This window comes from Paraburkholderia sp. SIMBA_030, from assembly GCF_046535245.1.
GTDB lineage: Bacteria > Pseudomonadota > Gammaproteobacteria > Burkholderiales > Burkholderiaceae > Paraburkholderia.
In genome coordinates this window covers 377049-401898 of the sequence record NZ_JAWRXB010000004.1, presented here as the reverse complement: position 1 = coordinate 401898, position 24850 = coordinate 377049, and the positions used below count along the sequence as shown (strand labels likewise).

Sequence of the window (24850 nt, the reverse complement as noted above, 5' to 3'; positions counted from 1 at the left end):
CAGGAGCCGACCCAGGCGACCAACCCGCACAAAGGAAATGTTCATGAACACAATGTTCGAAGTTCACGCTTTTGCCACGCCCAACAGTCTCAAAGTCCCCATCGCGCTGGAAGAGATGGGGCTCGACTATCGGCTCGTGCCCGTCAATCTGCGCCAGGGCGAGCAGAAGACCGCAGCCTTCAAGGCAATGAATCTCAATGGGAAAGTACCGGTTCTCATCGATCGTTCTGCTCCCGAAGAAGGCGACCTGGTATTGGGCGAGTCCGCTGCGATTCTGGTCCACCTTGCAGAGAAGACTGGACGACTTCTTCCGAAGGATGGCCCGCGGCGCGGCAAGGTCTTTGAGCAACTTTTCTTCCACGCGTCCGGCCTCAGTCCGGCGTTCCTGCAGGCCTTCCTGGTCGCGATCCAATCGTCGCCGCAACCCGAGGCAAAAGCGCTCGCGCTAGCAGAGGTTGAACGAACGCTGGGCGTGCTCGACCACGTTCTCGAGCGGCATCGGTACGCTGCAGGCGACGAGTACAGCATTGCGGACATCGCCCATTTCGGTTGGGTGTGGCGTCATCAGGCAATCGGCGCGAGCCTCGACAAGTTTCCGTTCGTCGCTAGTTGGCATGAGGAAATCGCGACGCGGCCCGCTGTCGTCACCGCTATCGAACGAACCGTAGCGCTCGCTCAGTAGACCGATGCGACATCCCAATCTTTAATCATTCACCCAACGTAATCTGGCCCAGTTCGTAGTCAATCAGCAAGGAGAATAGTCATGACCGATCGTATCAATGAATTGCTCTATCGCAACCTTCAGGAAGTCTTCGGTGAGGGCGACGCTAAACGTCGTCGCGCGGCCATCGAGGAACTCTATACCGAGGACTGCGTGCTCTACGCGCCTCCGGGTGTATTCGTCGGGCACGATGCTCTCGACACATTCTCTGGAGAACTTCGCGCAACACACCCGCATTTCGCCTACTCGCCGCACGGTGAGCCTCAGGCTCTGCACAACGCTGGCCGCCTGGCGTGGGGGTCTGGCCCGCGGGACGAGGCCCCCCACTATACGGGCGTGGATGTGATCATCGTTCGCGATGAGAAGATTGCTGCGCTCTACGTCTTCCTTGATTCCATGCCTTCATAACCCGATGGTGATCCCCCGGTTGTCCGATGCGCAGGCACCGTGCAGGTTTCCCGAAAGCGAATTCTCGTACGAACACACGCAGACAAATGATGTTTGTGTCCCGCAGCCGCGAAGTGCGCGCTGTCGGATATACGCTATTCCACAGGGCGGCAACGCCGCATAGGAGTTCAAAATGTCAAAAGTTCTAGTGCTGTATTACTCATCATATGGTCACGTCGAAGCACTGGCCGATGCCGTGGCTGAAGGTGCGCGCTCGACGGGCGCCACAGTCGATGTCAGGCGGGTACCGGAAACGGCGCCGGAGGAAGTGGCCAAGGCTGCCTACTTCAAGCTCGACCAGCAAGCTCCGGTTGCGACGGTCGCCGAGCTCGCCGACTACGACGCTATTGTTGTCGGTACGCCGACCCGTTTCGGGCGCATTTCCTCCCAGATGGCCGCGTTTCTGGATCAGGCCGGCGGTCTATGGATGAGCGGCGCGCTGAATGGCAAGGTTGGCGGTGCTTTCACGTCGACCGCCAGCCAGCACGGCGGGCAGGAAACGACGCTGTTTTCGGTCATTACCAACCTGCTGCACTTCGGCATGGTCATCGTTGGCCTGCCATACAGCCACCACGGGCAGATGACGCTGGACGAGATTGTCGGCGGTGCTCCCTATGGCGCCACGACCATCGCCGGCGGAAAAGGTGAGCGCCAACCGAGCGCGATCGAGCTCGAGGGCGCACGTCACCAGGGCGAACTGATTGCCCATACGGCAAACAAGTTGTTCAGCTGTCCCCCAAATTTTCGCGTGACAGCGTCCTCTTTGTGAGGGATGGACTGCGGTTCGGCCTGAGCTGCCATTGGGACATGCAGGGTTCTACGTCAGCAATGTAGCGGATAGCTGACCGTCACGTATCGAACAAGGCTGTCCCGTCATCGTTCGGCCTTTCCAGGCGGTCGCGGATCGTGGACGGAGCCGGACCGGCACTGTCATATGGAGGGTGCGCTTCCGAAGACGCGGGCACATCACTCGCGGCCCGAACCGGGCTGTTGGAATGTGCTGGACGCAGTTTGGAAGCGCCTTCAGCTCGGAGCCGACGCGACACCCGCTCAACCTCCGTCATCCCGATCCCATGGGGGCAGTCCGCCGAACGCATCCACCAGGAAGTCGATCATCGTGCGTATCTTGGCACTCAGGTGCCGACGGCTCGGGTACAACGCGAGTACGTCGATGTCAGGCAAGCGATACTCAGGCAATACCTGAACGAGCTTGCCGGCGCGTAGGTCGTCGCCGACCAGAAATGTGGGTTGCCAGATCACGCCTTGCCCAGCGAGCGCCGCCGCGCGTGCCGTATCGCCATTGTTGGTATGCATGTGACAGTTGACCTTCACGGTGTGAGCCTTGCGCTCACTGTCGATCAGTTGCCACTCGTCGCCGGTGGCCGCGTACGAGTAGCCGATGCATCGATGCTCAACCAGGTCCGCCGGCGCCGCGGGGTATCCGCAGCGGGCCAGATAGGCTGGCGACGCACACAGGATGTTTCTCGACGTTGCCAGCTTGCGGGCTGCGTGGCTAGTTGAACCGCCGCGAGAGATGCGAATGGCGAGGTCGTAGCCTTCATCGACGATATCGACGACGCGGTCAATCAGCGCAACGTCGAGTTCCACTTCCGGATATTTCCGCATGAACTCGGGCCATAGCGGCGCCAGGTGCAGAATCCCAAAGCTCACAGGCGCATTGATGCGCAGTCGGCCGCGCGGTTCGACCGACGCAGATGACACAAGCCCCTCAGTCTCGGCAACGTCGTCGAGGATAGATTTGCAGCGGGCATAAAAGGTCTCGCCGCCCTCGGTGAGAGAAAGCCTGCGTGAAGTGCGATTCAGCAGGCGTGTGCCGAGATGCGCTTCCAGCTCATTCACGTAGCGGGTCACGTTGGCGGGCGACGTCTCGAGCGCATCCGCTGCGCGCGTGAAGCTGCTGCGGCTCACCACGGTCACGAAGACTTCAAAAGCGCGCAGCCGATCCATGTATTTCTCCGATCATTTACAAATGCTGAATAATATACCCATATTTTGTGTCTTCCTGCGTCTACAGCTGAGGCTTATATTGCTTCCCATGGACCAAGGCATTGGGCACTGGCCAACAAACTGCAGCAGGAGATTGAACATGGAACGCTTGACAGGAAAAGTCGCCATAGTGACCGGCGCAAGTGCGGGAATTGGCCGTGCCACCGCAAAACTGTTCGCCGCGGAAGGCGCCAAAGTGGTGATCGCGGCGCGCCGCGAAGCTGAGCTTGAAACGCTCGCTGCCGAGATCGTCAGGGAAGGCGGTGAGGCTGCGTTTCTCGCGGGCGACGTGCAGTCAGAAGACTTCGCGAAAGCGCTGGTCGTGCTCGCCGTTAGCCGTTTCGGCCGTCTTGACATCGCCTATAACAACGCCGGGACTCTGGGCGAAATGGGCCCGACCACGGGCGTGTCAGAGGCAGGCTGGTCGGCCGCATTGGCGACTAATCTTACGAGCGCCTTTTTGGGTGCGAAGCACCAGATCCCCGAAATGCTGAAGCAAGGTGGCGGATCAATTATCTTCACGTCGACGTTCGTCGGTTATTCATTCGCGTTCCCGGGCACCGCGGCATACGCTGCGAGCAAGGCCGGATTGATTGGGCTGACGCAGGCGCTTGCTGCCGAGTATGGACCGCAAGGCGTGCGCGTCAACGCCATTCTGCCTGGCGCCGTGGACACACCGATGTATCGCGACATGAACGACACCGCCGAGTCGCAGGCCTTCGTGACCGGGTTGCATGCGCTCAAGCGGGTTGCACGGCCGGAAGAGCTCGCCCGCTCGGTGCTTTATCTCGCGTCCGATGACTCGTCCTTCGTGACCGGTACCGCTTCGCTAGTCGATGGCGGCGCATCGATTACGCGTACGTGAACCCCTTGGCGGCGTCCGACGTTCAAAACGATTCGTTTGACGAGATCGTCGACGTGGCCTGGCTGCGCTTCGTCAACGTCAACGTCTTGAACCGGGCGTTGCCCTTAATGACCGCTAGATAGCGGCAGGCTCGCTGGGCGGACTTCTGTAATGCGGTAACCAACCCGCGGATATCAGCATGATCCACCGTCGAGATTTACTGCTACGTCGCCCTCAGGAAATTCAGATGGCAGATCAAAACCCAAAACCGATCCCCTCTTGACAAGCGGAGTCATATCAACCGTCTTTGCCGACTACATTCACCACAAAACACAAACCCGCCTGCAACGCGATGGCCGCCTCGGAGAACAACGAGCACGTACGTCGCCTGGCGGTTATCGATAACGGATGACTGGTGAGGCTGAATCGTTGCATCTTTGACGATCGTGCCGCTTTCAACTTCTCGTAAATTTATTGCTGCGCGGCGCAGTTGTCGAGATTCATTTAACTTTGAACTGGTCATACCGCTTGGATAAGGCTTTCGGGGCGTGCCGCTCAGCCAACTCTGAACCCGCGGTTCACTTAAGTTTGAACTATCTGGAGTTTGGTTCGCTTAACTTTGAACTTTCTAGAACGCATCCAAAAATATAACGGCCAACGGCCGATATTGGCGCATTAATCCTGAGCGGCCACATCGGTAGCGTCGGCCTGTGCCAGTGCGCGCACGAGTAGGTACCGTCAACTGTCGAGCCATATCACTCTGTCCGCGAATGATTCCAATACCTGCGCGCGTTGGCTGTGCGCAATGTCCCCCGGCGTCAGACTACTTGTCGTGTTATCTGATTCTTATAGACATGGTCCGGGGGCGGTAAAATCAGGGTGAATGAAAGCCTACTCAGCAGAAAGAAAAGAAGCGCTGGTGCGTCGCATGATGCCGCCGGAGAACGCGCTGGTTTCGGCGCTGGCCAGAGAAACGGGGATTACCGAACAGACGTTGGACACGTGGCGCCGACAGGCGAAAGGACAAGGGTTGGCCGTGCCGGGCGATGGGAAGAATCCCGAAGGATGGTCTTCGGAGGACAAGTTTGCAGTAGTACTGGAAACTGCGCCGCTCAATGCAGCGGAGCTGGCCGAGTATTGCCGCCGCAAAGGTCTTTATCCCGAACAGATCGCGGCGTGACGAGCCGCCTGCCGGTCGGCCAACGCGAATGCTGCCGAGCAGGCACGCGAGCAGCGCCATCAGTCGAAAGACGACAAACGGCGCATCCAGCAGCTCGAGAAGGAATTGCAGCGCAAGGAGAAGGCGCTGGCAGAAGCGGCTGCGCTGCTGATTCTGAGAAAAAAGCCCAGGCGAGTGTGCTATGAAAGCTGTTTGATCGATGAGGGCAGGCCCCTCGATGTCGTCTTTCAGGAGAAGACATCAAACCACTTCAAGCTGCTGCGGTAAAGAGCCGTGGTGGTGAGCGTTGAAGAAAAGGCGCAGTGAATGCGTCAGGTATGGAATAACGAGACGAGCGCAAGCGAACCGTTGACGAGGTGTCGATAGCTTTTTCCACCCGTCGTCAAAACCAGGGTCCTCGCCTGACCCTGGGACAAACCAAGCGGGAGCCTGATGACTGGCTTGGTGGCGACCGGCATAAAGACGGCGTGACGTTACTCCAGGCGATTGAACGGAACATAGGAACCTGTCATCCCGATGCGAAGGGAGAAGCTTGATTTGAAGGACTCAAAGAAGGCGAGAGTACCGATGCGGGGTACAGGGGCGGAGCATTCCGTAGTAGCTGTGAAGCCTCGTAATGGGGGTGGAGCGAAGGGAATGCGTCATCCGGCAAGACCTGTGGGCCAACCAGACAATGGGATGAGCCGATGAGTCGCGCCAGGCCGTTTGCAATAACGAAGCAGTCTGTGTGGGCAGCATGGCTTCAGGTGAAAGCGAACCATGGAGCGCATGGTGTGGACGGGCAAACCATCGAGGCATTTGGACAGCAGCTTGGACGCAATCTGTACAAGGTGTGGAACCGGATGTCTTCAGGGAGCTACTTTCCGCCACCTGTGCGTGCCGTGGAAATCCCGAAGGGAAATGACAGGACCCGCAAGCGGTTGTTGGGAATTCCGACCGTGGCGGACCGCGTTGCCCAGGCGGTTGTGCGCAATTATCTTGAAGCGCAGGTAGAGCCCTGTTTCCATCCGGATTCCTATGCTTACCGTCCTTCCAGGTCGGCGCTGGATGCGCTTGCTGCTGTCCGGGGTCGATGCTGGAAATACGACTGGGTACTGGAATTTGACATCAAAGGTGCGTTTGACCACGTTGATCACGAACTCATGATGAAAGCGGTGCGGCAACATGCCCGTTGCACTTGGGTGGAGCTGTACGTGGAACGCTGGTTGAAGGCGCCCATGATGAGGGGGCAGGAAATGGTGTCGCGGACGCAGGGCACGCCGCAGGGTGGTGTCGTCAGCCCGATACTGTTTAATCTCTATATGCATTATGCCTTCGATACCTGGATGGCGAGGCACTTTCCGGACACGTCGTTCGTGCGGTATGCGGACGATGGATTGGTCCACTGCAAAAGCGAAGCCGAAGCCAGACGGTTGCAGGAGGCAATCGGTGCACGTCTGGCGGCCTGTGGTCTGGAATTGCATCCTGAGAAGACGAGGATCGTGTACTGCCGGGATGGGAATCGCAAGAAAGACTATCCCACCACGAGTTTCGACTTTCTGGGATACACCTTCCGTGGCCGGCTGGCCAAAAGCAAGCGGGGCGTTTACTTCAACAGTTTCAGTCCTGCCCTCAGCGGCAAGGCCGCGAAACGCATCCGCGAGAAAATGCGGACGTGGAATATCGGTCGCTGGACGGAGGCTGGGATCGAGGATATCGCTACGCAGGCCAATCCAGCCTTGCGAGGATGGTGGAACTATTACGCGGCGTTCTACATGAGCGAGTTCAAGCGCGTGATTGCCCACCTCAACGACATTCTGGGGAAATGGGCGGTACGCAAATATCGCCGATTCAAACGGAGTCGTGCCAAGGCCCGGACCTGGCTCAGGCGGCTGGCCGAGCGTGCGCCGGATCTGCTGTACCACTGGACGCTGGGGGTATTGCCATCGGCTGGATGACAAGAGCCGTATGAACCGAGAGGTTCACGTACGGATCTGTGAGGGCCTGGCGGGGAAGTTCCGCCGGGCTACTCGACTCTGGGGAGACAAAGAGGACGATTGATCAACGTCCCGGATCGCCTGTTATGCATATCGTTGATACGCGAGGCGGCGCAGTCAGGCTGCCGGCTGGACAAGGCTTGCGATGAGCTGGGTGTGAGCCTGCGCACGTTCCAGCGCTGGGTGGGTGACGGCGACGCGGTGCGTGCCGATGGCCGCACCACGACCGGGCGCCCGCCACCGTCCAGTCGCTTGAGTGAGGCCGAACGGCAGCAGATCCTTGAGGTCGCCAACAGCGCGGAGTTTGCCAGCCTGCCGCCCAGCCAGATCGTGCCGAGCCTGGCAGATCGCGGCGTGTACCTCGCGTCGGAGTCGAGCTTTTACCGCGTGCTGCGCAGCGCTTCGCAGCAGCATCACCGCGGCCGTGCGCGCAAGCCTTCAGCCCGGGTGGTGACCAGCCATTGTGCCACTGGTTCGAATCAGGTCTGGTCGTGGGACATCACGTGGATGCCGGCGGCGGTCAAGGGCCAGTACTACTACTGGTACATGATGCTGGACGTATTCAGCCGCAAGATTGTTGCTCATGAAGTGCATGAAGCTGAATCGGCGGAACTGGCCGCGTTACTGATGCGGCGTGCCAGTCTGGCCGAGGGTCTGGCAGGACGCCCTCTGGTGCTGCACTCGGATAACGGCAGCCCGATGAAGGGCGCGACGATGCTCGCCACCCTGGAGAACCTGGGCGTCGTGGCCTCGTTCAGCCGGCCGCGTGTGAGTAACGACAACCCGTTCGCGGAGTCACTGTTCCGCACCTGCAAGTACCGGCCCGACTATCCACGCAGGCCGTTCGGCAGCATTGATGAGGCGCGGGCCTGGACGCAGCAGTTCGTGTGTTGGTACAACCAGGAGCACAAACATAGCGGCCTGAAATTCGTCACGCCGGCGCAGCGCCATAACGGCGTGGCGACCGCAGTGCTTGCGCAACGTGAGGCCGTTTATGCAGCGGCCAGGCAGCGCAATCCACGGCGCTGGTCCCGATCGACGCGCAACTGGAAATTGAAGGATGAAGTCTGGCTCAATCCGGAGCGCATGCAACCGGCAGAACTAAAGCAGTTCGCATGAAGTGACGCGACAAGTACGTTGACAACCGCCGCTTTGCCGCGTGCTTGATCAGAACCTCCGTAAGGAAACGGCCTCGTGCAACGCCTGAGCACAGGAGACGGTCGACAAATTAGTTCGATGCGAGGCATTAAATTCAGTGAACGTCCGCCTGGCCATACACGGTCGTCAATGCGAACGTGGAGTATCCTGATTCCTGCTGCGAGTGACCACGACAAAGAGGCGACAGTGCTTGAGCTATCGGTTCGTGACAAAGCGATGCTAAGTGGTGAATTTGGTGATGGTGCTGCGCTTGCGATGCGTATAGTCGTCGCCACGGCGCGTGTGATGAACGCTCAAAGACTTGTCGACATTTCCTCCGCTCACATCGACGGGTGTCTGTATCACGGATCCGTGAATCTCGATTTCGTCGAGCGCTTTGTCGCATGCGGAACGCGGGTCGCCGTTCCGACCACACTCAATGTCGGCTCGCTCGACCTCATACACCCGGAGTTGTATCGCGGCAAACCGGAAACTGCGAACGCAGCAAAGCGCCTTATGGAGGCACATCTGGAACTCGGATGCGAATCTACCTTTACGTGCGCACCGTACCAGCTAAAGCACCGCCCACGCCTGGGCGATCAGATCGCGTGGGCTGAATCGAATGCGATTGTTTTCGCCAACTCAGTATTGGGCGCCCGGACGAGTCGCTACGGCGATTTTCTCGATCTCGCGGCGGCAATGACTGGCCGCGTCCCATATGCCGGATTGCATGTCACCGAAAACCGGGCCGCCCATCTTGTGTTCGCAGCGCCCGACCTCAGTGATTCATCGCGGCGCGACGCCTGCTTTGCCGCTCTCGGCTTTCTTCTCGGTCTTAAAGCTGGGGCAACGGTAGCCGCGATCACTGGATTACCCGCGGACACGACAGAAGACGAATTGAAATCTCTTGGCGCTGCGGCCGCATCCAGCGGCTCAGTGGCGCTCTTCCACGCGGTAGGAATTACCCCAGAAGCTTCGACGCTTGACGCCGCGCTACAGGGTGGCGAGCCGGAACAGGTGATTATTGTCAGCGAGGCGGACCTTGTTGCGATCCATCGTAAGTGGAACGATGCTCGCTCCAGCGGGCCACTCGCCGCGATCAGTCTGGGAACACCGCATTTTTCGGTCGACGAGTTCCGCCGGCTCGCCAAACTGTTCGAATCACACGAAGGGCCGCTCCGATGCGACTTCTATGTCAATACGAGCCGTTATGTTCTGTGGCAGATCGAAGAGGAAGGACTCGCCCAGCAACTCGCCTCGCGCGGCGTTCAGATTGTGGTGGACACATGTACCTACATCACCCCCGTGATGAAACAGATCAACGGACTGGTGATGACTAACTCAGGGAAGTGGGCTCACTATGCGCCTGCGAACATCGGCGTCACAGTCGCGTTCGGGAGCATGACTGAATGTGTTCGTTCCGCCTTCGAAGGGAGAGTTTGCATTGATGAACTGGCCGGCTAGAGCTACAACCACGATCCCGCCCACTCTCGAGCTCGACGGCCAGGTCCTCGTACCGGGGCGAGCAAGCGGCCTCACAATCGCGCTTCCCCCGCTGAGCTTCTGGGGCGGTTACGACGCTGAAAACGGGATGATCATCGACAAGACGCATGCGGGCTACGGACAAAGCCTGAAAGACCGGATACTTGTGATGCCGCGGGCGCGCGGGTCCAGTTCCAGCAGCAGCGTGTTGGCTGAAGCTTTGCGCAACGGGACTGGCCCCAGCGGCATCGTACTGGCAGAACGCGACCTGATTCTTGCCATAGGCGTTATTGCCGCCAACGAACTCTATGCCCTAAACGTACCCGTCGTGAGTGTTGGCGAAGACGTGTTCGCGCAAATTGCGTCTTTTACCGCAACACTGGAGATTGACGCCAGCGATACGTCGCGCCCCGCGAGAATTTACGTCACTGACAGTAAACGTGACGGGAGCCGCAATCCATAGGGTTCAAGTCCTTACCATCGGTCGGCACAAGCTTGAACCGTGGTATCGCTGACATGAGCGCGCGATGATCTGTTCGGCGGTAAATCGACTCCTACGCTTCGCGCGCCCTGGGTAAGGTGACGAACTTATCGGCTGGCAAGTCTCTGTGAGGGGTTTGTCATCGCGTCGCCCAGTTTCTCCAAAAGAAATTCGGCGAAGATCGCGACTGCGGGCGGCACCGGTGGTCGGCTCGTGTAGACGAGCTGCAGGCCGAGGCCGGTGCTGGCGCGCCGATAGGTCGGCAGCACGCGTACCAGTTTCCCCCGCGCGATGATTGGCTCAACTATTAACTGCGGCAGCAGCGCAATGCCCAGTCCAGCTATACAAGCCTGCGCCAGCACTCGCATGTCGTTGACCGCGAACCGGCTGTTGATCGACACTTCCTGACTACCGCCTGGACCCTGCAGACGCCACGTGTTGCGACCCTGGCGATTGGAAATGGTCAGGCAGTCGTGTTCGGCCAGTTCACGCAGCGTGCGTGGCGCAGCGCGCCGTTCCAGATAGGCCGGACTCGCCGCGAGGATCATTGCACTCGGCGCCAGCCGACGTACCTTGAGGCCACTACGGCTCTCGATGCCCATGCGCAAGGCCAGATCGACGCGCTCGGCGATCAGATCGGTAGGCGTATCGTCGAGCAGAAAGTCGACGCTGATGTTTGGATAGCGCGCGTAGAACTCGACCAGCCATTCCATGCGGAAGAATTCGAACAGGCCAGCCATCGCGGTGACGCGAACCGAGCCTGACGGTGTCTGCTCGTCTGCATGGAATCGACCGATCTCGAGGATCTGATCAAGCGCCGGCGCATAGCGCTCGAACAGCGCCTGACCTTCCGTGCTCGGCGCGAGTTTGCGAGTCGAGCGATGCAGCAGACGTGTGCCGAGTTGCCCTTCGAGCTGATCGATGCGCCGGCTCAGCGTATTTGCCGGCATCTGCAGACGCCGCGCCGCCTCGGAGAAGCTGCCGGCGCGGACGACCTGAACGAACATCGCCAGATCATTCAGATCGAGCATGACATCTCTCCATAAATGGATTAATCAAATCCGACTTTACCATCTAGTGTGAAGCGTCTTTAATCCACATACTTGGTGTGTCACACAGGAGGTGGCCGTAAAAAGCCATTCTCCCGCTCCACTCTACGGTGGCATTGCATATCCCCGATACCGCGCACGGGCGCGGCAACTTAATGATTCAAGGACATTGATTTGACGAAGCATCTGATCATTGCGGCTGGTGCACTCGCCGCCTCACTGTCGTTTTCGGCCTTCGCGGACGTATCGACGTACCAGCTTGATCCGGAACACACGTATCCGAGTTTCGAGGCCGACCACATCGGCGGCCTGTCGGTCTGGCGTGGCAAGTTCGACAAGTCGGAAGGCACGGTGACGCTCGACCGCGCTGCAGAGACCGGCACGGTTGAAGTGACGACCGGCATTGCGTCGATCCACACGGGTAGCACGAAGCTCGACCAGAACCTGCAGTCGGATCAGTTCTTCGACGCGTCGAAGTTCCCGGAAGCGACCTACAAGGGAACGATCAAGTTCAAGGGCGACAAGCCGGCCTCTGTCGTCGGCAATCTGACGATGCATGGCGTGACCAAACCGCTAACGCTGAAAATCGACTCGTTCAAGTGCATGCCACATCCAATGCTCAAGCGCGAAGTGTGCGGCGTCGACGCAGTGGGCGAATTCGATCGCAGCGACTTCGGCGTCGACTTCGGCAAGGCTTACGGCTTCAGTATGAAGACCAGGCTGCTCATCTCGGCCGAAGCGCTGAAACAGTAATCCTGTTCGGACCGCCGCGCTCGCTGCGTGAGGGAGCACCGTCCTAACAAAATACCCCCATGGAGAACAACCATGTCGAACACCCAGAAGCTCATCGCTGTAGTGGGCGCAACCGGCCAGCAAGGCGGCGCCGTTGTGCGCGCGCTGCAGGCGAGCGGTCAATTCAAAGTACGCGCGTTGACGCGCAATCCAGGCAAGCATCCGAACCTGGGCGACGAAGTCGTTCTGGCGGATTTCAATCGCCCGGAAACGCTTAAAGCTGCATTTGCCGGTGTACACGGCGTTTTCCTGGTGACCAATTCCTGGGAAGCACAAGATGACGAGCCCAAGCAGGCGCTCGCGGCAGTCAACGCGGCGAAAGACGCCGGCGTACAGCACTTCATCTGGTCGACGCTTCCCAATGTGGAAGCGATCAGCGGCGGCACGATCAATGTCCCGCACTTCACGGCCAAGGCGAAAATCGAACCCATTGTGAGTGAAGCCGGATTTCCGTACCACACGTTCGTGATCGCGCCGTTCTATTACCAGAACCTGATCGGCCTGATGGCTCCGCAGAAACAAGCGGACGGCGCCGTGGGTTGGGCGCTGCCGCTTGATCCGGAGCGGCGCGTCATCCATATGGGCGACATCACGGAACTCGGTCGCCTCGTGGCCGGCGCGTTCGCGCAGCCGGAGCTCGTGGGGCGCGGCGAACATCTGGCGCTGGTCGGCGATTTCCTGAGCTTCAACGAGATCATCGCCAGCCTGAATCAACAAGGAAACACGCTCTCGTTCAAGCAAGTCCCGCGCGAGGTTTTTGCCGGCTGGTTTCCGCACGCCGACGGTATCGCAGCGATGCTCGCCTACTTTGAAGCGCACACCTATCTTGGCTCGGATTCGCGCGACGCGATCGCGCTTGCCAACAAGGTCGCCGGGCAGCAGCCGACCAGGTTTGCCGCATGGGCCAAGGCGAACTTCGCGATCCCGGCAGCCTCCTGAACGAAATGCACTGATCAAACCACGAATGAGCTAATACCCATGAGCCGAATTCCCACTCACACAGTCGAAAGCGCGCTCGATGCGTCGCGCCCGCTTCTGCAAAAAATTGCCCAGTCTGCGCCGACGGGACGTCCCCTGAACCTGCATGCGCAGATGGCGCATTCTCCGGCGGTGCTGGCGGCGTACGCGTCGCTGCGCGCCGTGACCGCCGAGCACGGCACTCTGGATCCGAAAGTGAGCTGGGCGCTCAATCTCGCCACTGCGGCCACGATCGGGAACGACTACATGATCGGTATCGCCAGTCGATTCGCTGGCGTGAACGGTTGGACCGAAGCGCAGATCACCGCCCTGCGGACAGGCACAACGACGGGCGACACCAAGGTTGACGCGCTGACCCGCGTGGTCAGGGAAGCGACTGCCAATTCGGGAAACGTCACCGACGCCACGTGGAAGGCCGCTCAACAAGCGGGCTGGAGCGATGAAGACCTGACAGAGGCATTCGCGTTCCTTGGGCTGACGATGTTCACGGGATACTTCCTTAACTACGCGCAAACTGATTCGGATATCTGACCAGGCACGTCATCGATGGCGAGCAAAATACCAGGAGAGCGCCCCATGAATGTCGATTCCCACACTCCGCTCAAGCCCGTCGTCGGTGTCGGCCGTAACGTTATTTTCCGCACGCGCGGCGACGCGCACGGGCCGGTCGTCCGCATGGTCAGCCCTTCCGACGTCGGCAAGATGATCAAGCCGTTCGTATCTCTCGATCTCGTCGATACGCAAGAGCCGATTGGTCAACAGGGTTTTGGCTGGCATCCGCATTCGGGCATCGCTACGTTGACCTTGGCGATCGAAGGGCACGGTCGCTATGCCGAATCCATCGGCAGCGAAGGCACGATGGTGGCCGGCGACATCGAATGGATGAGCGCCGGTCGTGGTGTCTGGCATTCTGGCTTTGCTGTGCCCCCGGTCAAGGCCTTCCAGCTGTGGGTGGCCTTGCCGCCAGAGCGCGAACTGGCTCCTGCGTTCAGCCAGCATCTTTCAGTGAGCGAAGTACCGTCGGACGGCCCGGCGCGCGTGCTGCTGGGCAGTAGCGGCGAGGCGGTCAGCCCGATCGATGCGCCTCCAGGCGTCAACTATTTCGTTGTGCGGCTCAAGGCCGGCCAGCGCTGGACTCATCAGCCGCCCCTGGGTTACCGGGTCGGTTGGATTGCAATATTGGACGGTAGCCTGCGCACGCCCGACCCAGTCGGCAAAGGTGAGTTGGCCGTATTCGATCAGTCCGATGCGGCGATTGAATTCGAAGCTGTAACCGACACGCGCTTCGTGCTCGGTACGGCAATCCCGCATCCGCACGATCTCCACCTAGGCTACTACTCGGTGCACACCAGCCCCGAAGCGCTGATCGAGGGCGAGCGCGAAATTGCGCGCATCGGTCTCGATCTGCGCGCCAGGGGCGTGGTGAGTTGATTCCGTGCAAATCAACAGGCAGAGCAGTCGCCCTCCGATGTGGATGCGCGTATGGCCCGTGTTCCCCGCAGAAGCGGTCGTTGCGGTAGCTCAAGCCCGATCGTCGGCTTCGAGTCGTTTTGCGACGATCGCCTGTCCTGATTCGCGTTGAACTGCATGAAATGCGCATTAGGCTTCGTTTTTCTTTTTCTGAGTGATTTCTTCTCTTGTCTCCGATTTGCGCGTCCGTTCATGGGCGCGCTTTTTTTCTCCGCGACGACTCTCGATCAGCCTGATCTGTTCATCAGCTTTTGCAACCCGATTCCGGAGGACGTGTGAACGCGCGGATCCGGTCCGGGCTGCAGCTGGCCGTCCATCGTTGCAGGTTTGATACGTCAGACGCCTGTGCCGGATGCGCTGATCGTGGTTGTCCGCAGGCGGCCGATATGCCGCTCTTCAGTGTGTCCTGGCGCCGTCTGACGTTGCCGGCCGCGCCACCCCGCCCACAGGACGTAATACGGGCGCTGGCATGCTGCTGACGCGTCCGGGCATGGCTGGCGCCTGCGTGCCAGGGCCGCGACCGGACGGTGCGAAGCCTGGCGCGACGTGCAGTATCACCACAGCGGCTGGCCTCGGCATCGGGTGCGGCATCTGCGCTGGAGGCGCCCGCAGTACTTGAGGCGCCTGTACGTGGGGCACCTGCGGTGACAGAGTTTCCTGTGCGCGGGGCGCCGCCTGCGCACGCTGGCGAAGGCGCTGAATCGAATCCATGACCGCCGGCTGGCTGGCCAGAAAGGCGTCGCCAATGCGCTCGGTCCACTCGAGGTTGTCATCGAGCATCTTCAGCACCTGCGGAAACGGCACGAGCGACTTCACACTCGGTTCCCAGGGCTGCTGCTCGAGCGCGCCAGTCAACTGCCCGCCCTGGAGCGCCGCGTTGCCCGGCTGCTGAACCCAGCGATCGGCTTCGACGACTTCCAGCGGATAGGTCGCCGCCATCAGGATCTGGGCGACCAGCGGATCAGGATAGAGCGCGATCGGCGCGAGCATTTGATCGAGCTGCTCTGCCGTCAACGGCGCGGCGGCCTGCGGCGCCGGCTGGACCTCACTCTCACCATACACTCCCGATGCGGCTACGACCCGTGCGCGGTCGCCGATTGCGGCTCGAACCAATTTGTACTTCAATCCGCTGTCATGCGAAGACGACGGAGTAGTTCCGCCCCAGCTGGCGTTACCCGAAATCTGCCATCGTCGAAAGCCGTAGGCACAATTTCGACGAGCCTCGCTTCTTGAAGAGCGATCGCATCTGGATCACCAGGCGCGACCTGGTTGGGCGCATCGAGCAGTAGAAACAGAATGGCGATCTCATGGTGACTCAGCAGCGATTTCATCATCGACCTCAGGCATACACGAGCACTGGACAGGGAGCGCATCGGCGCGACGAACAAACTGGGTTTCGAATGACTTACATATTGCGGCGAATCCGACGTGGCTCCCGTCAGAACGCTGTTCATTGGCTTTACGGAGCCCGTCTAACTACGTTATTGAAGTTTGGTTTGGCATTAGCGGGCCGCGATCGATACTGATATGTTCAGGCACTTCGCTTTGCGGAATCATGTCACCGGTATTAAATGGCGGTGGACGTGTGTGTGGCTTGAATACGGAGTCGCCCTTGCGTATCGCTGTCGCGCTAAATGCACACGGGCCGGCGGTGCTTGCTATCCCGAGCCGCCGGACGTGCTCGCTACAGTGGCCCCGGCGTGCACCGCTCCAGTTGACCACCAGAAGGTCGGCTTTGGGTTGTTCAAGCAAAACAGCACGATGCCCTGCCGCACAGGATTGGATGCCTACTGGTTTACACATGGTAATTTCCAATGATTGCCCCGACGCCGAGTTACATAAGGTGAATCAACCCGTTACCGCCTGCGCCGCTTCGCCGACCGTACTTCGTAGAGGTGGCCGAATGACGAGTAGGAGGGGAGGGCGACCTGGTATGTCATCCACATCATGAACTGGAGGTCGTCGATGTATCCGCTCCGGGTGGCGTGCGCATTGATCTGGTTGCCGAGTACTGCGAGCGAGAACGAAGATTCGTTCTCGCCCCGGACGGATTCTGAGGGAACGGATTGAAGCGCCGGATATGCTCTGCCCAAGACGACCGAACGGTCGGAGGATTCTTCGCCACGCGTATTGCTGACAGCACGGGTCGTATGGATCAATTGGCGGCCGCGCGCTGACCAGCCGGACGCCTGGTCTGTGCGGCGATGCCGCCTGTACTACTCGGACGGCTACAAAAACCAGCGCCTGATCCCGCGAGAGCCGCGAGATGGTCGTGCCGACCGGAACGTCAATGACAGTCGCGTTTTCGCGGTCGCTCATACCCTCGAGATCGCGCAGTACGACGGCCTCCCGATGTTCGACGGACTGGGCGCCGGGCGTTTGGCGAGGTGAGTGAATGCCGTCGCGACGCACGGAAAAGTTCTGCGAGTCGCTGCCTGTATCACCGGGCCACCCGTGAAGCCTCTGTTCACCGTGCGGGGCGTCGTCGTAGGGGGCGCCGTCGGCCATCTGGCACCATCGTTGCCATTCGGTGAACCAGGTGTTGCGCCTAATCGCGAGCACCCATCCGCGCGCATTGTCGCCATGGAAGCCGTCGAAGGAACGGACTGCACGCAGATAGGCGTCCTGGACCACGTCTTCGGCCTCCCTGACGCCCCGCGTCTGCCGGCGCGCGAGGTCGGATGCTGCCTCGAGATGCGGCGGGGCTGCTGGGTTCTCTTTGCGGGTGGACCTGCTCTCGAGCATCGCGGTGCTCTCCTGTCTTCGAGCTCGCGCCGGATCGGCGCATTTCGTTCATGCACCGCGAATTTGCAGGCGGATCGTCTGCTTGATCTCTGGCATGCTCTCCTAGCCTATACCGAAGTCGCTCGAAATTTATTCCAGCTTCGAACTGAAGAAAATGGATACGAATAACGCCGCTCTGGCGATGGTCCTACGGCTAGATCTACCGCGAGTTGAAGTACGCAGTGATTCTTGCCGCGATCACAGTGCCGCCAGACAAAACATCGAGGGACGCATGACGAACGACGACCGAAACTGCGGCACTGCGGCGGCAGGACCGCAAGCCGGAAGCGTTTGAAGAACACGGCCCACGCCTACGCACCGCCCTCACTTGCACGGCACGGGACGACGCGAAGCGTTTGTGGGAGAATCGGCGAGACATCGAGGTCGCGCAGCAATATCGTGACATCTTGCCCGAGGGATGATTATGCTACCGGAAGTAGACGGCGGTGCTTGCTGCACCTTCCTCGCGTCCAGACGCCATGCGCCAGACGGCTGATGTCACGCGCTCGGCATTCAGGCCGAACTGCCCAGCGATGGAGGTCAAACGTTCTTGCCAATCCCACATGCCGAACACGTGGTGGACGTTCTGAAGGCAGCTCGGCAAAGCGATTGTCGCCGGGTCATACACATTGACGTGCGCGCAGCAGGGCCTCTTTCGGCGCAGCGACCCCGCCCTCCGGGTATGCGGGGATTTCGTTTGATGCCTTTGCGAGGAAACGAACAGGTACCTCTTCGATCGTCGTGCTGTAATCGCGCGGCTGGATCAGATTACCCACTGGACACACGCCGGCGTAACCACGGTAGGCACGGCCCCCCCGTTGTAAAAGACCGGCTCTGCCCTGCTGCGACGGGTGCATGGCGGCACGGTCAGAGATTTCCTGGTTGCTCAGGAAAGCGGTGGTTTCCGTTTTTATTTGATGCTCCTTTTACCCGTATGGCGCTCCTCTACGCTGCAAGCCGACGACCCGTCAATGCCGGCCGTGCAATCGCAGGCGGGAATACACACCAGCAGCCGTCATCGTGCCGAAAGAAGAAAATCGCATGCGAACCGCTTGGGGCCAAGGCCTCAACGCGCACATAGCGTCTCCTCTCGCAACCGGTACGGCCGAATTGAATTACGCGGAGCCGCGTCGTCGGAGTCGGCGCAAGCCATTTATCTACCAGGAACCGCAGGGACTTCTCGGCGATGTTCATGTTCGCCTCCTTCCATTTCTGCCGCAGCTCACGACGATCAGATGTCGGTAGCGGAACGCTGTGATCTGTCGATCGTGCTGCGTATACTGAGCTAACCACGCCAGCGTCCGCTTTATTCCCGAGCCTCGAACGTGGCGGCATGCCGCGATTTCGAGCGCGCCTGTGCAACTTGCCCGAGTTTTTCAACCGGTTGCGGGTTTTTTCCAGCCGGCTGAAAGCGCCAGAGGCATGGGTTCCGGCCGCCTCGCTCGAATCGGCTAGAATTCCGATGCTTTGAAGGTCGAAATGGCCCAAAGCCGGTCGTGGCAAGCGATTCCAACGAAATTGAGCGTCGAAGAGTTCGAGCTATTTGTCTGGCCGCATCTGAGCAGGGGCAGTCGCGGGCCGGCGCGAAAGTTGAGCGCGCACGCGATCTTCAACTATATCCTGCGGCTGCTCTATCTGGGCTGTCAGTGGAAGGAATTGCCCATCGATAAGGATCATCATGGGTGCCCTGAAATTCACTACACGCGCATCTATCGCGCTTTCCGGCGGTGGGAAGCGGACGGATGCCTCGATGCCATCTTCGAGGCCTCGGTCCTCCTCAGACTTCATCAGGACGCGCGTCTGGACACGCGCGTCATTCATGGCGATGGCACCACGAGCGCCGTGAAGAAGGGAGGCGACAACCTCGGCTTCAGCGGTCGCAAGAAGGTCAAGGGTTGCAAGGTCGTTGCCCTCTGTGATCGGAATTGCAACGCGATCGCGCCGTTCGTGTCGGCCCCGGGCAATCGCAATGAATCGCCACTGTTGCGCGAAGCGCTGCCGCGGCTCACGCGTATCGCCCGCGCGGTGGGGCTGGACCTGCTGGGAACCGTCGTGAGTCTGGATGGCGTGTACGATTGCCGGCGCAACCGCAAAGCTATTTTCAATCGCGGCATGGTGTGCAACATCAACGCGAATTCGCGCGGCAGGAAGGTCCGTGCGGTCCCCACAGCTCACGATAAAGTTCTGATGGTTCTCGTGTTCGCAAAGCACCGCCACATAGGGATAGTCCTAGCCCCGAAATGCTTTACATCTGGTAAGTATTTTATTAGTATAAACGGTACAAATGGAAAACATAATAATTATCATCGGTATTCGGTGAATCGAAAAAGACCAGGGTCGATTGTTGGCGAAAGTCCGATCTTCGAACCTTGGCCTGCTGTACGTGAGTTCGGCGTAGTGTTTCCGGGAAATTTCGCGTACCAGGGGGAAGGGGATGATGTGTCGGTACGGAGGTAAGCCAAATGAGTCCAATTACAGTGAATTCCGCGCCAGAGCGTGTGAGATTCGCGCAGCGATCGCTTCGTTCTGTGGTGGAGAAATGGCTTAGGCCAACGCCGGCCGCTCCTGCCCGAGTGAGCGACTTCAGTCGAATGGCAATCGGCGGCACGCGCTTCGTGCGCGTCGAGGTCTCGCGACAGGAGCGACGGGTTTCCTTCTTTTTCTTCTGGCACATCGACGGTACGTGGAATGTTTTTCCGCCAGCGACACCGCGTCCGATGACGAAATTCTATTGAATGATACCTGCGCCGGCCAAACGCCTGGACGGCCGTCATTTGAGCGTGTCAGCGACGAAAGTGTCCGTCAATGCAGCCCCGTGCTCACTTGGGGAATGCTCTTGGTGCGCGGTAGTAATTTTCAGGAACATAGATCATGTTTGCGGACCTGAGCGAAGATTTTATCGATTGGCCACGCGCTATTGCGCACCGCCTCCGCGGTATAGTCTTCGCGGAAATTGTGGTCTTCGGGTCGCTAGCGGGACTGTGTTATGGCGCTGATTCGCAGGTTTGGCAAACGCCCACTCACACTTTCGACGCGCCCCGAAAGGGCACGCCCACAGCAGAGGAAATCGCAACTGTTGTGAGCGCCCGCTTTCATATAGGGTTACCCGACGCATTGGAAATCGGTCACGCGGTGCTGAACGCAGCCAGGTGCTATACAATCTCGCCGTTCTTATTACTTGCAGTGATCGCGGTCGAATCTAGTTTCGACCGATTCGCGATAAGTGTGGTTGGCGCCAAGGGACTCATGCAAGTGCTTCCATCTCAGCACAGAGACCGCGTCCTTCGCACGTCCGATTTGACTGACGCGCGCACGAATGTCCGAATCGGGTCAGAAATTCTCCTGAACTACATAAGAGCGGCAGATGGAAATCTCGAGAACGCGTTATATCGCTATAGCGGGGGCGCCAGGGGCTATGCGCGACGCGTAGTCGATCACATGAGCACAATGAAAGTGGATCTCGGTTTGTAGTCGGGGCTTGGTTTGGAATCGGCTGATGACGTTCAAGAAGTAAATATGGGGCAGAGTGATCGAGAAAATCGCATCTCGTGGAAGGCGAACGGGGCTACAGCTCCGACCACATCGACGGTTCATTCGGTAAGGCTGCGTATTGCGTCGGTCTTGTACATTGTTGTGGGTTCCTCTTGGAACCGGTTTTATAAGCACCGGCGCAGCAGGATGACCGAGAGGGCGAGATGGGGCAACGGCGTTGTAGCGTTCATGGCATTGGTCCCAGCAAGTAAGAACACGCTTGAACTTGTTGAGCCATGCGAACAGACGCTCGATCTTCCATCGGCGCAGGTATCGACGCAGCGCGCGACCATCCTGCAATGGTTCCTGCGGTGCGGGGAGACGCGCAAGCTTTTCATCGAGCGGATCGCTGTCATCGGCAAGATTCCCAATAATTCGTCGGGGTTCTCCCAACGCGGCGTTTTCATCGAGCGTAGCTTCGACAAGGGTGACGTCATGTGGGCTAGCAGAAGACGTGTGCGCGGCGAGTGAAAGACCATATGAGCATCTGAAAAAACCATGAGCTTCGTACCCTTGCTCTTCTGCAAGTTTTTCTCGTCGTGCCATGCCAGGCAAGCTAACACGGCACACGAGACGTTAACACGGGGCGTTTATGAAACCACTTCTAGCGTAGCACGGTGGCGTGTGGCTCAAGAGCCGAAAAAAATATCGCAGAAACTGACAGGTCCGACGCAGGTCGACGGATTTGAGGGATGCATATCTTGTTTTTTATGGCCGGAATCGCTCGTGCCTTTCATTTCGGCGCCCATGCCACTGTCGCTTTTTTGCTGCTGGGGCGTGGCGGCTTGCTGCTCAGCGTCCTGGGCGGCTACTTTCGCCTCCGCAGCCTGGATATCGGCAGGATAGGTCGCGTCATCGTTAGCGGACGGATTGTATCCAGCCTGTTCGAGCCTGATGAGGTCGGCGCGTACCTGCGCTCTGGTGAGCGGGACGGACGCGGACTGCGCAAAAGTCGATGTGGAGCTGACGACCGCACTGAGCGTCAGTGCCAACAGGGCGAGCTTTTTCATGATCTTGACTCCTTCCAACAAAGACCCGGTTGCCGGGGAACTAGTGAAGCACGTTGACGTGTGGCTCAAGAGCCGGAATAAATAGTGCAGAAGCTGACAGGTCCAGCGCAGGCTGACGGATCTGAAGGAGGCGTCTCCCGTTTGATGTGGCCGGCATCGCTTGTGCCTGTCGTTGCAACACCCTTCCCACTGTCGCTGTTTTGCTGCTTGAGCCGCGCGACTTGCTGTTCAAAGATCGGCGCAACGTCGGGGTACGACGTGTCACTCACGAAATTCAGACCGTTGCGTTCGGCCTCAATCAACTCCTGCCGAACCTGCGCCCGGGTCTTTTCTTGAGCCAGCGCGTTGATCGCAATGCCCGCTGCGGCGGCGAGAATCAGGGAGGAAATCATAATTCGCTTATTCACTTTGGACTCCAATATAAATGACGGGAAATTGCTGGTTCTGCATCATGAAGCGCGCGGAAAACTCAGCCGGGCTCCGTCGGACCGCATGCGTCGTAGAGGCCTTACTGTCGGAGACAGGCTCGAAGCAAGGCCGCGTTCGCTGCTATAACGATTCCTTGATCCACGGCATAAACACATTCTCGTCGTATGCATCGCAACCGACCGGAATCCAGTGCTCCAGAACGTTGGACACCGCGTTCCCATTTTCTCTGCTCGCTTCAATGTGAGAGGATGTAACGCTGCAGGCTTCATCAGGCGTGCTCACACTACGGTATACCGGGAGCGGGCGCCGCTTATTCCCAAAGCTGCCAGGGGTGTAGAAAAAACATGATGCATTGGCGACCGCGTCGCCCAGCAAGTTGCTGGTGCAGATCAACGGCATCAGGTCACTCCATCGCTGGCCACACATTCATCACCGCTGCGCGGCACATCGTTGGAATAGACAGGCCCACTCTCCGGCTTTTCTGTCAGATGCCAGGAAACCTGGAGGACACGCCGATGGGCGACGATGGGAGGAAGGCCAGGAAGGTTCCGGGCTGGTCACAACGGGATCTCGCCGGTGACCTCAAGGCGGTTGAGGAACCAGGCTCATCCGTGATCCGGGATGAAGCTACCGTTTGCAGTAAACACTGACGACAACGCCTTGCTGCTGACATGGCGCATGCCTACCCAACCCTCACGATAAATCCGTCCAGCGAGGAACTCGATCATTAACCATATGCCAACGAATCAACTTCCGTGCAGCGGTGACGGAGATCACGAGCGATTCGTCAGTCAGTGTGAATTCGATGCCCCACCATTGCCTACGTTGACGAAAATCTCGAAGGATGCCGGGAGTGGGCGCCGCCTCCCGCGAAGTTCCTGTAGATCAAATTCCCATGCGTCCAGCCGTCGCGGTCGATGAACTTGTGTTTCAACGCGGCGGCGATATGCGCAATCAGCAAGAGCGCAAGCGTCAGCACCAACCCGCGGTGCAGCGTGTCAGTCAGCAAACGCAAAGGTTCGTCCCGGCCGATGAGGACTGGCATACCCACCAACCCAAAAAAACTTACCGGATGTGCGCCCGCCAGTCGGTGCACGTAACCGGCAAGCGGCACCAAGAACAGCAGTACGTACAGCGTTCCGTGCAACACGCTCGCAGAATACGCTTGCCAACCTCGGAATGCTGGGCGGGAGTGTCGGCGGTGTGCGCATAAGGCGCCACAGGAGGCGTGGTGCCATCAGCATGAAGATCAGGCTGCCGATCGATGCGTGATAGAACAAGATGCCGTTGAATCCTCGCTTGCCAGATCAATCGGCAATGCAAACTGCGTGGCCGCAAACTGAAAAACCATCTCAAAGCCGGGTTTATTCCCGTCGCTCGCATCAAAGTGGTTGAGCCACCTCTGACTGCAGCGGCGCGCTCCCCACCCGAGTACACACCCGCGAGTGGGTAATTGTTGCGATTATGCTGACCGGACCATAACCGCAAATACGCGCGATTTATTCCGGTCGGTTACCAACACGCCGGTCCTTCGGGAATAACCTCGCTCGAGTTGCGGTATGGACAAGACACCCTCCCGATGCTTCGGGACTGGTGAACCATCGTTCGGGAGAAGGACATGAGACGTATCTATTTGCTATTACCAAATGTGCATAGTGCACAGATTACTATCAACGAACTTCTGTTATTGCGGGTCGAGTGGCGACATATCCACGTGATCGCCAATCACAATGTGCCGCTCGAGGATTTGCCAGAAGCAACCCTGGCGCAACGCAGCGATCTGTTGCCCGCCCTCGCGAGAGGGGCGGCGATGGGCTGCCTCACGGGGACGCTGGCCGGACTGGTCGCACTGGCGTTCCCGCCGGCTGGCCTGACGATTGCAGGCGGCGCGGTCGTGGCGATCACGCTCTGTGGCGCCGGCTTTGGTGCATGGACGGCGACGATGATTGGCGTCGATGTACCGAATACGCGGCTCAAGCGCTTTGAACAGGCTATAGAAAAAGGCGAACTGCTGATGATGGTCGACGTCGCGAAAGATCGCGTCGAAGAAATCGAGGAGGTGATCAAGCTGCGTCACGCCGAGGCCGACATCCAGGGAACGGACCCGACGATTCCGGCGTTTCCGTGACGCCGCGTAATGTCATCTGGTTCCATCGCAATGACGTGGTCCGCCATGATGTGCGGACCAATATGAACGACAGAAAGCTCGTTGTCGTGCGGGGCGGCGCGGCGCGGCGAGGCGGTGCCCTCGCTCCAGTAGGCTGCGAAGGGCAGGCTATGCAGATTTGACCAGCTCTGCCAATCCTTCCTGGTAGGTCTCGTCGCGGATAAGTGACGAGCATAGCGAGGCGAAACCTCCTGACAGAAATTGACAGTGAGCGGTGCTACGTTGTCGATGGGCCGCGTAACGGGGCTAGTAGAAACGGGACCACAATGCGGATTCGAACGGTTTCAAGATTGCGGTTTTTGCCGGGTTTGGAAACCGGATTTTCGGGCGGTTCGGGCATCGGTTTCGAGTCTCGCCGACTCGCG

The 24850-nt window shown here is 59.1% G+C and carries 23 protein-coding genes and 4 pseudogenes; 16 read left to right on the top strand and 11 right to left on the bottom strand.

Annotation, left to right across the window (positions count from 1 at the left end):
• Positions 1-43: 43 nt before the first annotated feature.
• From SB772_RS09395 to wrbA, 3 genes are all read left to right on the top strand, one after another.
• Positions 44-682 (top strand): glutathione S-transferase family protein, encoded by a 639-nt coding sequence (locus tag SB772_RS09395; protein ID WP_410832972.1) that lies wholly within the window; start codon positions 44-46, stop codon positions 680-682.
• A gap of 81 nt (positions 683-763) precedes the next feature.
• On the top strand, positions 764-1129 hold the full coding sequence (locus tag SB772_RS09390; RefSeq protein WP_410832971.1) for a nuclear transport factor 2 family protein: 366 nt from the start codon (positions 764-766) through the stop codon (positions 1127-1129).
• 172 nt (positions 1130-1301) lie between these two features.
• Complete coding sequence (wrbA, locus tag SB772_RS09385) at positions 1302-1937, top strand: NAD(P)H:quinone oxidoreductase (RefSeq protein ID WP_410832970.1); 636 nt, start codon at positions 1302-1304, stop codon at positions 1935-1937.
• A gap of 281 nt (positions 1938-2218) precedes the next feature.
• Here wrbA and SB772_RS09380 read toward each other — a convergent pair whose 3' ends face one another.
• Positions 2219-3136 carry a LysR family transcriptional regulator gene (locus tag SB772_RS09380; protein WP_410832969.1) on the bottom strand — a complete coding sequence of 306 codons (918 nt, stop codon included), beginning with the start codon at positions 3134-3136 and terminating at the stop codon, positions 2219-2221.
• A gap of 139 nt (positions 3137-3275) precedes the next feature.
• Between SB772_RS09380 and SB772_RS09375 the strand changes: the two genes are divergently transcribed.
• From SB772_RS09375 to SB772_RS09350, 6 genes and pseudogenes are all read left to right on the top strand, one after another.
• The gene (locus tag SB772_RS09375; protein ID WP_410833006.1) at positions 3276-4040 is read left to right on the top strand and encodes an SDR family oxidoreductase; all 765 of its coding nucleotides are present in this window, start codon (positions 3276-3278) and stop codon (positions 4038-4040) included.
• Positions 4041-4902: 862 nt separating this feature from the next.
• A pseudogene (locus SB772_RS09370) lies at positions 4903-5364 on the top strand (transposase); the annotation flags it as partial.
• Between the two features lie 608 nt (positions 5365-5972).
• Positions 5973-7136 carry a group II intron reverse transcriptase/maturase gene (gene ltrA, locus SB772_RS09365; RefSeq protein WP_410832968.1) on the top strand — a complete coding sequence of 388 codons (1164 nt, stop codon included), beginning with the start codon at positions 5973-5975 and terminating at the stop codon, positions 7134-7136.
• Between the two features lie 66 nt (positions 7137-7202).
• Positions 7203-8294, top strand: a pseudogene (locus SB772_RS09360) (IS3 family transposase); the annotation flags it as partial.
• 225 nt (positions 8295-8519) lie between these two features.
• Positions 8520-9776 (top strand): aconitase X, encoded by a 1257-nt coding sequence (locus tag SB772_RS09355; RefSeq protein ID WP_410832967.1) that lies wholly within the window; start codon positions 8520-8522, stop codon positions 9774-9776.
• Positions 9760-10257, top strand: a complete 498-nt coding sequence (locus SB772_RS09350; protein WP_410833005.1) for an aconitase X swivel domain-containing protein — start codon at positions 9760-9762, stop codon at positions 10255-10257. Before SB772_RS09355 ends, SB772_RS09350 begins: the two co-directional genes overlap by 17 nt.
• Before the next feature lie 125 nt (positions 10258-10382).
• Here the strand turns inward: SB772_RS09350 and SB772_RS09345 are convergent, their stop codons facing one another.
• Positions 10383-11306 (bottom strand): LysR family transcriptional regulator, encoded by a 924-nt coding sequence (locus SB772_RS09345; RefSeq protein ID WP_410832966.1) that lies wholly within the window; start codon positions 11304-11306, stop codon positions 10383-10385.
• A gap of 192 nt (positions 11307-11498) precedes the next feature.
• On the opposite strand from SB772_RS09345, the gene SB772_RS09340 reads away from it, so the two are divergent.
• The 4 genes from SB772_RS09340 (at position 11499) to SB772_RS09325 (ending at position 14525) form a co-directional block, all read left to right on the top strand.
• On the top strand, positions 11499-12077 hold the full coding sequence (locus SB772_RS09340; protein WP_410832965.1) for a YceI family protein: 579 nt from the start codon (positions 11499-11501) through the stop codon (positions 12075-12077).
• Between the two features lie 72 nt (positions 12078-12149).
• Positions 12150-13055, top strand: a complete 906-nt coding sequence (locus tag SB772_RS09335; protein ID WP_410832964.1) for an NmrA/HSCARG family protein — start codon at positions 12150-12152, stop codon at positions 13053-13055.
• Positions 13056-13094: 39 nt separating this feature from the next.
• Complete coding sequence (locus SB772_RS09330; RefSeq protein ID WP_410832963.1) at positions 13095-13625, top strand: carboxymuconolactone decarboxylase family protein; 531 nt, start codon at positions 13095-13097, stop codon at positions 13623-13625.
• 45 nt (positions 13626-13670) lie between these two features.
• Entirely contained in the window at positions 13671-14525 is an 855-nt protein-coding gene (locus SB772_RS09325; protein ID WP_410832962.1) for a pirin family protein, read from the top strand.
• 435 nt (positions 14526-14960) lie between these two features.
• Here the strand turns inward: SB772_RS09325 and SB772_RS09320 are convergent, their stop codons facing one another.
• The 4 genes and pseudogenes from SB772_RS09320 to SB772_RS09305 all read right to left on the bottom strand — a co-directional run.
• Positions 14961-15689 (bottom strand): DUF3300 domain-containing protein, encoded by a 729-nt coding sequence (locus SB772_RS09320; protein WP_410832961.1) that lies wholly within the window; start codon positions 15687-15689, stop codon positions 14961-14963.
• Positions 15686-15898 (bottom strand): hypothetical protein, encoded by a 213-nt coding sequence (locus SB772_RS09315; protein ID WP_199203015.1) that lies wholly within the window; start codon positions 15896-15898, stop codon positions 15686-15688. The genes SB772_RS09320 and SB772_RS09315 overlap by 4 nt, the downstream gene beginning before the upstream one ends.
• A gap of 514 nt (positions 15899-16412) precedes the next feature.
• Positions 16413-17309: a sigma factor gene (locus SB772_RS09310; RefSeq protein ID WP_410832960.1), complete on the bottom strand. Its 897-nt coding sequence runs from the start codon at positions 17307-17309 to the stop codon at positions 16413-16415.
• Between the two features lie 529 nt (positions 17310-17838).
• Positions 17839-18205: pseudogene (locus SB772_RS09305) on the bottom strand (hypothetical protein); the annotation flags it as partial.
• A 610-nt stretch (positions 18206-18815) separates the two neighbouring features.
• On the opposite strand from SB772_RS09305, the gene SB772_RS09300 reads away from it, so the two are divergent.
• Together SB772_RS09300 and SB772_RS09295 are read left to right on the top strand one after the other, a co-directional pair.
• Positions 18816-19805 carry a transposase gene (locus tag SB772_RS09300; RefSeq protein WP_410832959.1) on the top strand — a complete coding sequence of 330 codons (990 nt, stop codon included), beginning with the start codon at positions 18816-18818 and terminating at the stop codon, positions 19803-19805.
• 414 nt (positions 19806-20219) lie between these two features.
• Positions 20220-20819, top strand: a complete 600-nt coding sequence (locus tag SB772_RS09295) for a transglycosylase SLT domain-containing protein (protein WP_410832958.1) — start codon at positions 20220-20222, stop codon at positions 20817-20819.
• Here the strand turns inward: SB772_RS09295 and SB772_RS09290 are convergent.
• The 5 genes and pseudogenes from SB772_RS09290 to SB772_RS09270 form a co-directional block, all read right to left on the bottom strand.
• The gene (locus tag SB772_RS09290) at positions 20733-21425 is read right to left on the bottom strand and encodes a transposase (RefSeq protein WP_410832957.1); all 693 of its coding nucleotides are present in this window, start codon (positions 21423-21425) and stop codon (positions 20733-20735) included. The two genes, SB772_RS09295 and SB772_RS09290, sit on opposite strands and share 87 nt — an antisense overlap.
• A gap of 83 nt (positions 21426-21508) precedes the next feature.
• On the bottom strand, positions 21509-21889 hold the full coding sequence (locus SB772_RS09285) for a DUF4148 domain-containing protein (RefSeq protein ID WP_410832956.1): 381 nt from the start codon (positions 21887-21889) through the stop codon (positions 21509-21511).
• Positions 21890-21954: 65 nt separating this feature from the next.
• Positions 21955-22296: a DUF4148 domain-containing protein gene (locus SB772_RS09280; RefSeq protein ID WP_410832955.1), complete on the bottom strand. Its 342-nt coding sequence runs from the start codon at positions 22294-22296 to the stop codon at positions 21955-21957.
• 142 nt (positions 22297-22438) lie between these two features.
• Entirely contained in the window at positions 22439-22717 is a 279-nt protein-coding gene (locus tag SB772_RS09275; protein ID WP_410832954.1) for a hypothetical protein, read from the bottom strand.
• 421 nt (positions 22718-23138) lie between these two features.
• Positions 23139-23504 (bottom strand): annotated as a pseudogene (locus tag SB772_RS09270) (cytochrome b); the annotation flags it as partial.
• 432 nt (positions 23505-23936) lie between these two features.
• Here SB772_RS09270 and SB772_RS09265 point away from each other — a divergent pair.
• The gene (locus SB772_RS09265) at positions 23937-24446 is read left to right on the top strand and encodes a DUF1269 domain-containing protein (protein WP_410832953.1); all 510 of its coding nucleotides are present in this window, start codon (positions 23937-23939) and stop codon (positions 24444-24446) included.
• Positions 24447-24850 lie beyond the last annotated feature (404 nt).